The sequence below is a fragment of the Pantoea sp. CTOTU49201 genome (assembly GCF_032054795.1).
Classification (GTDB): Bacteria; Pseudomonadota; Gammaproteobacteria; order Enterobacterales; family Enterobacteriaceae; genus Pantoea; species Pantoea symbiotica.
Map to the genome: position 1 here is coordinate 1 of NZ_DAMBSA010000167.1, position 9333 is coordinate 9333.

Consider the following 9333-nt stretch of genomic DNA (forward strand, 5'->3'; position numbering starts at 1 on the left):
TGCCGTGGCAAGCGTTGTTGGTGCTGTTTAGCGGCATTGCATTACTTCTTCTCTATATAGTGCACGCACGTCGTCATCCGGCACCGCTGATTAATCTGCCAATGTTTAAAACCCGCACCTTCTCGGTCGGCATCCTTGGCAACATCGCTTCGCGTCTGGGAACCGGCTGCATTCCATTCCTGATGCCGCTGATGTTGCAAGTGGGCTTTGGTTATCCTGCGCTGATTGCCGGTTGCATGATGGGGCCAACGGCGATTGGCGCGCTGCTGGCGAAATCCACGGTCACGCAAGTACTACGCCGCTTCGGTTATCGCCATACGCTGGTTGGTATCACCATCATCATTGGCATATTGATCGCTACCTTCTCACTGCAATCGCCGGGTGGCAGCGTGGTGATGTTGCTGGCGGCACTGTTGATTCTGGGGATGGCGATGTCAACGCAGTTCACCGCGATGAACACCATCACGCTGGCGGATTTAAATGATGAGAACGCCAGCGGCGGGAATAGTGTGCTGGCGGTAACGCAGCAACTGTCGATCAGCTTTGGTGTGGCGGTGAGCGCCGCAGTGCTGCGTTTCTATCAGGATGTCGAGGCCACAACCGTCGCGCAGTTCCACGCCACCTTCCTGACGATGGGCATCGTCACGGTGTTGTCTGCCTTTACCTTTATGATGTTACGTCCGGGCGACGGGCGTAATTTGATCGCTAACCGCGAGAAAAAGAAGAAAGCGGTTTAGACCGAACCGCGTTCCACCAACTCCGGCGTCAACACCAGCGTTTGCTGACTGGCGTCGGGATCGCTCATACGATGTATCAAGGTATCAATCGCCAGTTCGCCTAACTCATCTTTCGGCTGATGAATGGTGCTAAGCGGCGGCGTCAGGTAACGTGCCAGCTCGATGTTGTCATAGCCCATCACTGCAATATCCTGCGGCACGCGCAATCCGGCCTGGAACAAGGCGTGATAAACGCCAACCGCCATTGCATCGTTGCTGGTAAATATCGCTTCTGGCAGCGTATCCAGCGTCAACAATTGATTCATGGCGTTGAAGCCGCCCTGAAACTCAAAATCGCCATCAACCACATAACCCGATGGAACCGCTAATCCACTGCTCGCCATCGCCTTATGGAAGCCCTCCAGACGCAACCGCGCCGGCGTTTTATCCTGTGGTCCCGCAATACAGGCAATGCGCATATAGCCGCGATCGATAAGATGCTGAGTTGCCAGCTCGCCGCCGAGCAGCGCGTTATCCTGAATAATGTCGCCGCGCCCTTCAAATGGCGCCCAGTCCATCATTACCATCGGCACAGACGGATAGCGATTGAGGATCTCCGCAGAAGGCAGATGGGTTTCGGTGCACATCATCAGTAAACCATCGACGCGCTTTTGCATCAGCGTCTCGAGGCTGCGATTCATGCGTTCTTCATCGCCTTCGGTATTACACAGAATCAGGCTGTAGCCGCGTTCGTAGCAGCTGTTTTCCACGCCGCGCACCACTTCGGAATAGAACGGGTTACTGCTGGCGGTCAGCAGCATGCCGATGGTGCGGGTTTGTTTGATCTTCAGGCTGCGCGCCAGCGCGGACGGCGCATAGTTAAGCTCGCGAATCGCCTGATCCACCTTTTCACGCACCTGCTCGCTAACAAAGCGATTGTTATTGATGACGTGTGAAACGGTGGAGGTAGAGACGCCCGCCAGGCGAGCGACATCTTTCATGGTAGCCAAGCGCTTAGCCCTGTTGTTGCAGGAAGGCGTCGATCTCAGTGCGCCACGGCACTGAGGGCTGCGCGCCCGGACGCGTCACCGCAATCGCAGCGGCGGCATGGGCGAAACGTACGGCATCGTGCATTGGCACACCTTCCAGACGTGCGGTAATAAACGCACCGTTGAAGGTATCGCCAGCCGCAATGGTATCGATGGCCTGCACGCTGAAGCCCGGAATGCGCATGCCGTTGCCTTGCTCACTCAGCCACACACCGCGACGGCCTAAAGTGATTAATACAGTATCGATACCTTTCGCATGCAATGCCGCAGCAGCACGCGCGGCATCTTCATCGCTCTTCACCGCAATGCCGGTGAGAATTTCTGCTTCGGTTTCATTTGGCGTGATGATGTCGATAAGCGCGAGCAGCTCATCTGAGAGCGCGGTGGCCGGTGCGGGATTCAGGATCACTTGCGTCTGCTGCGCGCGGGCAATCTTCGCGGCGGCCAGAACGCTTTCCAGCGGAGATTCCAGCTGCATCAGCAACGCATCGGCATCGGCAATCACTTGCTGGTGCTGCGCAACGCGAGTCGGCGTCAGCGCCGCATTGGCACCGGAATAGATGCCGATATTATTTTCGCCTTCGCCATTCACGAAGATCATCGCTACACCAGTCGATTCATCAGCGACGGTTTCAACCGGTGCGGTATCAATGCGGTCTTGCTGCAACTGCTGACGAATGCGCTCGCCGATATCATCAGCGCCGACGCAGGCAATAAAGGCAATATCTGCACCAGCACGACCCGCAGCCACCGCCTGATTGGCCCCTTTGCCGCCAAAGGCAATTTGGTACTGTTTCCCGATCACCGTTTCGCCCGGACGTGGAAAGTGGGCGAGGTTAAGGATGTGATCGGCATTGATGCTGCCGAGAACGGCCAGTTTTGCGCTTGTGGTCATTGGGATTCATCCAGAAAGATGCGCCACCAGGACGGTGGCGCGTTGCCCTGCTTTTCTTTACTTATTATTTGGTAACCAGCTTCAGGTCAACCGGATTAACCGCCTGCACCTTCTCGCCTTTCAATACTTTATCGGCAGTCTGCACGCCAATCACACCAATCTTGTCTGGCATCTGAGCCACAGTGGCGGTCAGTTTACCTGATTCAACGGCTTTCACACCGTCAGCGGTGCCGTCAAAGCCCACCACCAGCACGTCGGTTTTCCCGGCAGTTTGCAGTGCACGCAGCGCGCCCAGCGCCATTTCATCGTTCTGAGCGAAGACCGCCTGCACATCCGGATGTCCCTGCAACAGGTTCTGCATTACGTTCAGACCCTTAGTACGGTCGAAGTCAGCAGGCTGGCTCGCCAGGATGTTGAATTTGTGCGCATCAGCCGCCTGTTTGAAACCTTCGCCACGCTCGCGGGCCGCAGACGTACCGGCAATGCCTTGCAGTTCAATGATCTTCGCGCCATCGCCCAGTTTTTTAGCGATGAAGTCACCGGCCATTTTGCCGCCGAAACGGTTGTCAGACGCCACGTGGCTCACCACGGTGCCCTGTGCTGCTACGCGGTCCAGCGTGATCACCGGAATATTGGCCTGGTTTGCCATCTTAACGGCGTTACCCACCGCATCAGAATCGGTTGGGTTGATCAGCAGTAGCTTGGTGCCGCGCACCGTCAGATCCTGCACGTTCGCCAGCTCTTTCGCCGGGTTGTTCTGCGAATCCAGCACCACGAGGTTATAACCCAGTTGGTCAGCTTCTTTCTGTGCGCCATCTTTCAGAGACACAAAGAACGGATTATTCAGGGTTGAAACCACCAGAGCAATGGTGTCCTTTGCCATCGCGCCAGCACTGAGGGTGGCGCCAAGAATGACGGCCAATGCAGTTAACTTTTTCATTTTTAAATCCTGTGTGAAGGTCAGAGTTATTTACTGCTTTTGTTATCCACCAGCACCGCTAGCAGAATGACGACGGCTTTAACAATCATTTGGTAGTAAGACGATACGCCCATCAGATTCAGGCCGTTGTTCAGGAAACCGAGGATCAACGCACCAATCAGCGTGCCCATGATGCGACCTTTTCCGCCCGCCAGGCTGGTACCGCCCAGTACCACCGCCGCGATCGCATCCAATTCATAACCGGTGCCCGCAGTAGGTTGTGCGGAAGAGAGACGCGCCACTTCGATGGTGCCCGCCAATGCCGCCAGCAGGCCGCACAGCGAATAAACGATGATTTTGACGCGATTAACGTTGATACCCGACAAACGCGTCGCCGCTTCGTTGCCACCTAACGCATAGATGTAACGACCAAGGCGCGTGTGATGCAGCATGTACCACGCCAGACCAAATACCGCGACCATCAGCCACACCGGCGTTGGGATGCCCAGCGGACGACCGATACCGAACCAGCCAAACAGATCGGCGTTATCGTTGAAACCGGTATTGATCGGGCTGCCGTTGGTGTAAACCATGGTGACGCCGCGCAGCAGCAGCATCATCACCAGCGTGGCGATAAAAGCCTGCACCTTGCCGCGCGCCACAATCACGCCGGTAATACCACCAATCGCCGCGCCCAGCGCCAGCGAAGCCGCAACGGCCACCAGCGCATTGACTTCTAATCCGACAATCGATGCCGCCACCGCGCCGGTCAGCGCCAGCAGCGATCCCACGGAAAGATCAATGCCCGAAGTCAGAATCACCAGCGTCATGCCGACCGCCATAATGGCGTTGACCGACGTCTGCTGCAGAATGTTGAACATGTTGGCCAGCGTGAAGAAGTTCGGGCTCTGGCTGGCAACCACGGCGATCAGCACGATCAATGCAATCAGTGATTTCTGCTCCAGCAGCCAGGCTTTGCTGAACCAACGACGGCTGGCGGGTAAGGTTTGGGTGCTCATACAACTAACTCCTCGCTGTGTTGCTTACCGACTGCCGCCGCCATCAGGGATTCCTGGGTAGCTTGCTCACGGGAAAATTCGCCACTCAGATGGCCTTCATGCATCACCACGATGCGATCGCTCATGCCCAGCACTTCCGGCATTTCCGACGACACCAAAATGATGCTCAGCCCTTCGGCTTTAAACTGGTTAATTAACTGATAAATTTCTTTCTTTGCCCCGACATCAACACCGCGCGTTGGCTCATCAAGAATCAACACATCAGGACGCGTCATCAGGCCGCGCGCAATCGCCACTTTTTGCTGATTACCGCCGGACAGCAGGCCAATCGGCTGCTCCATTGAAGGGGTTTTGACGTTGAACAGGCGGATAAAATCGCCCACCGCCAACTGCTCGTCGCTGTGTCTCAGGTTGCCCGCGCCGGTGCTGAAATAACGCAGCGCGGTCAGCGACATGTTCTCTTTCACCGACATGCCCAACACCAAACCATCGCGCTTACGATCTTCGGAGATATAAACGATGCCGTTCGCCAATCCGTCTTGCGGGGAGCGGGTGGTGATTTCGCGGCCATTCAGCGTGACTTTACCTTTGCTGCGCGGCAGCGCGCCGTACAGCACTTTCATCAGTTCGGTACGTCCCGCGCCCATCAGGCCCGACACGCCAAGGATTTCCCCTTTGCGCAGCGTAAAACTGACGTTATCAACGCCCGGACCGCTGAGGTTTTCGACTTTTAAGCGGATCTCACCCGGCTGTTGATCGATACGCGGATATTGATCTTCCAGTTTGCGGCCGACCATCATCTCGATCAGGCTCTCTTCGCTGAGATCGCACACCGCACGCTCGGCAATAAACTGCCCATCGCGGAACACGGTGACGTCATCGCAAATCTCGAAAATCTCTTTCATGCGGTGCGAGATATAGACGATGCCGCAGCCCTGCGCTTTCAGTTCGTTGATGACGCGGAACAGCGACAGCGTTTCGGTATCGGTCAGCGCATCGGTCGGTTCATCCATAATGATGACCTTCGACTCGAAGCTGAGCACTTTGGCGATCTCGACCATCTGCTGATCGCCAATCGACAAATCGCCCACCAGCTTGTGGCTGTTAAAGCGCAGATTGAGGCGCTTTAATAGCGCATCCGCCTCGGCATACATCTTTTTCCATTCGATGCGGCCAAAGCGGTTAACAAATTCGCGGCCAAGGAAGATATTCTCGGCGACGGTCAGTTGCGGAATCAGGTTAAGTTCCTGATGGATAATGCCAATGCCCGCTTCCTGCGACGCTTTCGGGCCAGAGAACGCCACATCCTTACCGAGCCACTGCATGGAACCGGCATCCATGCTGTATATGCCGGTCAGCACTTTCATCATGGTGGATTTGCCCGCGCCGTTTTCGCCCACCAGCGCCATTGCGCGTCCCGCATAAACGGCGAGCGATGCGCCATTCAGCGCTTTAACGCCAGGAAACAACTTTTCAATCCCTTTGAGTTGCAATAACGGTTGCATAGCGGCCTCAGAAGGTCACGCCGGCGCTCAGGATGACATTCGCATACGGAGAACACTCTCCGCTGCGAATGACCGCCTGACTACGCTGCGTTTGTTGTTTGAATTGTTCATGGCTGGTGTAACGGATGGTGATGACATTTCCCTGGTGCTGTTGCAAGGCTTCGAGCACGGCGAGCAGTGCGCTATGGAGCTGCGGATTGTGCTGCTTAATCTCCTCCGCCATCAGGGCGCTTTCGACCTGCATCTCCTGCGTGACAACTTCAACCACCTGTAAAAATTCGGGCGTACCCGGCGTTAACGCCAGATCGATGCGCTGTGGACCAGCCGGAATCGGCAAGCCTGCATCTGCAATCGTCAGCGTATCGGTGTGCCCCAGGCGAGCAATCACATGAGAGACTTCAGCGTTTAACAAGCGACCTTTTTTCATTTCTTCCACTCCACAGCGAAACGTTTCGCTGATCGGGAGTGTATAAAATGCGCACGGCAACTCAATGGCGGCATCACGGAAATGTGATCGCCATCGAAACGTTTCGCTTGTACCAGAGAGAATTTGAGTTTGGTGGGATGTTGGAGCCGCTGCTGCGGCCCCGAAGCATGGATTAAGGCAGTTTACGTACCTGTTTCACGTCCAGTTCGATAGAGTTGAAATCTTTATCCAGTTCGCCGGTCAGCTCTACCTGATCCTTCGGCGTGATGGTCAAACCGTTCCAGCGTTTATGATCGATCTCGACCTTCATGGTGCCGGTGGCATCACGGAACTGATAATCCTCATCACCGATTTGCTTCTCAAGCGTACCGCGCACGGTGATCCAGCTATCGTCCTTCATATCTTCGGCCTGTTTCACCGTGACAACGCTGGAGTTATCCGCCTTAAAACCACCGGACTTTACCTGAGCGGATGGCGCATTCGGATCAACAAAGCCACCTTGCTGAGCGGCAAGAACCGGCGTGGCGGCCAGGGCGATGATAGCTAACAGGGCTGCAGACTTTTTCATATGTCACCTCTTTTCCATGAATGTGTTGGTTTACGGAAGCTATTTCACCATAAGGTTCTTAACAGGATCTTAAGAGAATCCGTTGGGCTAACATTCATGAAAAATAGTCTATTTGCCGGGATTTTCGCTGTACAAGAGCGATTGTGCTTCGTATAACTCCGCTTAACAGAAGGAGAGTTGATGCGCATTTTACTGATTGAAGATGACACGCTGATTGGCGACGGGTTGAAAGTCGGGTTGACCAAACTCGGTTTCAGCGTGGATTGGTTTGTCTCTGGCGAAGCCGGGTTTCAGGCGTTGACGGCCGCGCCCTGGGACGCGGTGGTGCTGGATCTATCGCTGCCAGAACGCGATGGCCTGGATATCCTGCGTCAGTGGCGCCAGCAAGGACAGGATGTGCCGGTGCTGATTCTTACCGCGCGTGATGCGCTCGATCAGCGCGTACAAGGATTGCAGCTCGGCGCTGACGATTACCTGTGCAAGCCGTTTGCATTAACAGAAGTGGCGGCACGCTTGCAGGCACTGATCCGTCGCCGTCACGGCCAACTGCAGCCGGAACTCAAACACGGCAAAGTGGTGATGGCGCCCGGCAGCCACAGCGTGCTGTGCGATGGCGAAGCAGTCAGCCTGAAGAGCCGTGAACTGGCGCTGCTGGAGCTGTTTCTGCGCAATCCTGGCCGCGTGCTGACACGCAGTCAGCTTGAGGAGAAGCTCTACAGCTGGGATGAAGATGTCTCCAGCAATGCGGTGGAAGTGCACATTCATCATCTGCGCAAGAAACTCGGCAGCCAGTTTATTCGTACCGTACACGGCGTCGGTTATACGCTGGGAGCGGCGGAATGAGTCTGTTTCTGCGCCTCGCCATCGGCTTCGTGCTGCTGATTATGCTGTGCGGCGGCCTGGCCAGCCTTAGTGCCTGGCACCAAACCCGCGATACGGTAGACGAGCTGTTTGATACTCAACAAATGCTGTTCGCCAAACGTTTAATTACGCTCGATCCCACCTCGCTGCAGGACGAAAAACTGCCTAAAACCAAGTCGATCCTGCGTCATCATCGTGGCGATCAGGATGACGATGCGCTGGCGTTTGCCATCTTCAGCGCTGACGGCCAGCCGCTGCTCAATGACGGCGAAAATGGGCGTGATTTACAGTTTGATTACCAACGTGATGGCTTTACCGATGGCCGCCTGCGCGGCGATAAAGAGAGCTGGCGCTTAGTGTGGCTCACCTCAGCGGATAAGCGTTATCGCGTGGTGGTTGGGCAAGAGTGGGAGTACCGCGAAGATATGACGCGCGATCTGGCGCTCAGTAGCCTGCTGCCATGGCTGATCGCCATGCCTTTTATGCTGCTGTTGCTGCTGGCGCTGGTGTGGTTCGAGCTGCGCCCGTTGAAGCGCCTCACGCTTTCGCTGCATCAACGAGCGCCGGACGATGCCACGCCATTACCTGAAACGCGCTTGCCTAAAGAAGTGAAGCCGCTGGTGGTGGCGCTCAACGGCTTGTTCAGCCGCATGGCACATCTGGTGCAGCGCGAACGTCGCTTTACTTCCGATGCAGCCCATGAACTGCGCAGCCCGCTGGCGGCGCTGCGCGTGCAGAGTGAAGTGATTCAGCTAGCCGATGATGATGAAGCGATGCGCAAACGGGCGATTCAGCAACTGGATAGCGGTATTGTGCGCGCCACGCGTCTGGTGGATCAGCTTTTAACGCTGTCACGCGTGGAAGCTGACGATCTGCGCAGCGAGTTTCAGCCGGTGGCGCTGGCGCCGCTGCTGCAAAACCTTCTGGCGGAGCACTTCCCGCAGGCGGAACAACAAAACACCGCTTTGCAGTTCATCAGCCACGCCGAACCGGTGATGAACGGTCATCCGCTGTTGCTGGGATTGATGGTGCGGAATCTGCTGGATAACGCGCTGCGCTATTCGCCATCGGGCAGCACTATTGATGTACAGCTCAATGCCCGCTCCATTACCGTTGATGATAACGGGCCAGGCGTCAGCGATGAGCAGTTGATAAGGTTGGGTGAACGCTTCTGGCGACCGCCGGGACAAGCGCAAACCGGCAGCGGATTGGGGCTTTCCATCGTGAAGAATATTGCCCAGCTGCACGGCATTCGCTTGCAGTTCAGCCAGCGCACCAGCGGAGGATTGCGCGTCACCTTGAGTTGGTGACGCGCACAGCGTTAAATCTCGACCTGGGTTCCCAACTCGATCACACGGTTCGGTGGGATTTCAA

General features: G+C 56.0%; 10 protein-coding genes. 3 read left to right on the top strand and 7 right to left on the bottom strand.

What is annotated here, in order from left to right:
• The coding region (locus RTY00_RS12975; RefSeq protein WP_312664727.1) for an MFS transporter at positions 1-737 on the top strand (737 nt) is incomplete at its 5' end.
• Here the strand turns inward: RTY00_RS12975 and rbsR are convergent.
• The 7 genes from rbsR to RTY00_RS13010 all read right to left on the bottom strand — a co-directional run bounded on the left by rbsR (position 734) and on the right by RTY00_RS13010 (position 7098).
• A complete protein-coding gene (rbsR, locus tag RTY00_RS12980; RefSeq protein ID WP_312664734.1) occupies positions 734-1717 on the bottom strand; it encodes a ribose operon transcriptional repressor RbsR in 984 nt (327 codons plus the stop codon). The two genes, RTY00_RS12975 and rbsR, sit on opposite strands and share 4 nt — an antisense overlap.
• 13 nt (positions 1718-1730) lie before the next feature.
• Entirely contained in the window at positions 1731-2660 is a 930-nt protein-coding gene (gene rbsK / locus RTY00_RS12985) for a ribokinase (RefSeq protein ID WP_312664728.1), read from the bottom strand.
• Positions 2661-2724: 64 nt separating this feature from the next.
• Positions 2725-3600, bottom strand: coding sequence for a ribose ABC transporter substrate-binding protein RbsB (gene rbsB / locus RTY00_RS12990; protein ID WP_008106759.1), 876 nt, complete (start codon positions 3598-3600; stop codon positions 2725-2727).
• 26 nt (positions 3601-3626) lie between these two features.
• Entirely contained in the window at positions 3627-4598 is a 972-nt protein-coding gene (gene rbsC, locus RTY00_RS12995) for a ribose ABC transporter permease (protein WP_008106756.1), read from the bottom strand.
• Positions 4595-6103 (bottom strand): ribose ABC transporter ATP-binding protein RbsA, encoded by a 1509-nt coding sequence (rbsA, locus tag RTY00_RS13000; protein ID WP_312664729.1) that lies wholly within the window; start codon positions 6101-6103, stop codon positions 4595-4597. Before rbsA ends, rbsC begins: the two co-directional genes overlap by 4 nt.
• A 7-nt stretch (positions 6104-6110) precedes the next feature.
• Positions 6111-6530: a D-ribose pyranase gene (gene rbsD / locus RTY00_RS13005; protein WP_008106751.1), complete on the bottom strand. Its 420-nt coding sequence runs from the start codon at positions 6528-6530 to the stop codon at positions 6111-6113.
• A 172-nt stretch (positions 6531-6702) separates the two neighbouring features.
• On the bottom strand, positions 6703-7098 hold the full coding sequence (locus tag RTY00_RS13010) for a NirD/YgiW/YdeI family stress tolerance protein (RefSeq protein ID WP_312664731.1): 396 nt from the start codon (positions 7096-7098) through the stop codon (positions 6703-6705).
• 180 nt (positions 7099-7278) lie between these two features.
• Here RTY00_RS13010 and qseB point away from each other — a divergent pair, with 180 nt between their 5' ends.
• Positions 7279-7941, top strand: coding sequence for a quorum sensing response regulator transcription factor QseB (gene qseB / locus RTY00_RS13015; RefSeq protein ID WP_312664732.1), 663 nt, complete (start codon positions 7279-7281; stop codon positions 7939-7941).
• Complete coding sequence (gene qseC / locus RTY00_RS13020) at positions 7938-9269, top strand: quorum sensing histidine kinase QseC (RefSeq protein ID WP_312664733.1); 1332 nt, start codon at positions 7938-7940, stop codon at positions 9267-9269. Before qseB ends, qseC begins: the two co-directional genes overlap by 4 nt.
• The last annotated feature ends 64 nt before the right edge of the window (positions 9270-9333 follow it).

What these genes read in the sequence shown, in the direction of transcription:
- rbsR (WP_312664734.1), bottom strand. Translation starts at nt 1,717, where the DNA reads ATGAAAGATGTCGCTCGCCTGGCGGGCGTCTCTACCTCCACCGTTTCA.
- rbsK (WP_312664728.1), bottom strand. Translation starts at nt 2,660, where the DNA reads ATGACCACAAGCGCAAAACTGGCCGTTCTCGGCAGCATCAATGCCGAT.
- rbsB (WP_008106759.1), bottom strand. Translation starts at nt 3,600, where the DNA reads ATGAAAAAGTTAACTGCATTGGCCGTCATTCTTGGCGCCACCCTCAGT.
- rbsC (WP_008106756.1), bottom strand. Translation starts at nt 4,598, where the DNA reads ATGAGCACCCAAACCTTACCCGCCAGCCGTCGTTGGTTCAGCAAAGCC.
- rbsA (WP_312664729.1), bottom strand. Translation starts at nt 6,103, where the DNA reads ATGCAACCGTTATTGCAACTCAAAGGGATTGAAAAGTTGTTTCCTGGC.
- rbsD (WP_008106751.1), bottom strand. Translation starts at nt 6,530, where the DNA reads ATGAAAAAAGGTCGCTTGTTAAACGCTGAAGTCTCTCATGTGATTGCT.
- RTY00_RS13010 (WP_312664731.1), bottom strand. Translation starts at nt 7,098, where the DNA reads ATGAAAAAGTCTGCAGCCCTGTTAGCTATCATCGCCCTGGCCGCCACG.
- qseB (WP_312664732.1), top strand. Translation starts at nt 7,279, where the DNA reads ATGCGCATTTTACTGATTGAAGATGACACGCTGATTGGCGACGGGTTG.
- qseC (WP_312664733.1), top strand. Translation starts at nt 7,938, where the DNA reads ATGAGTCTGTTTCTGCGCCTCGCCATCGGCTTCGTGCTGCTGATTATG.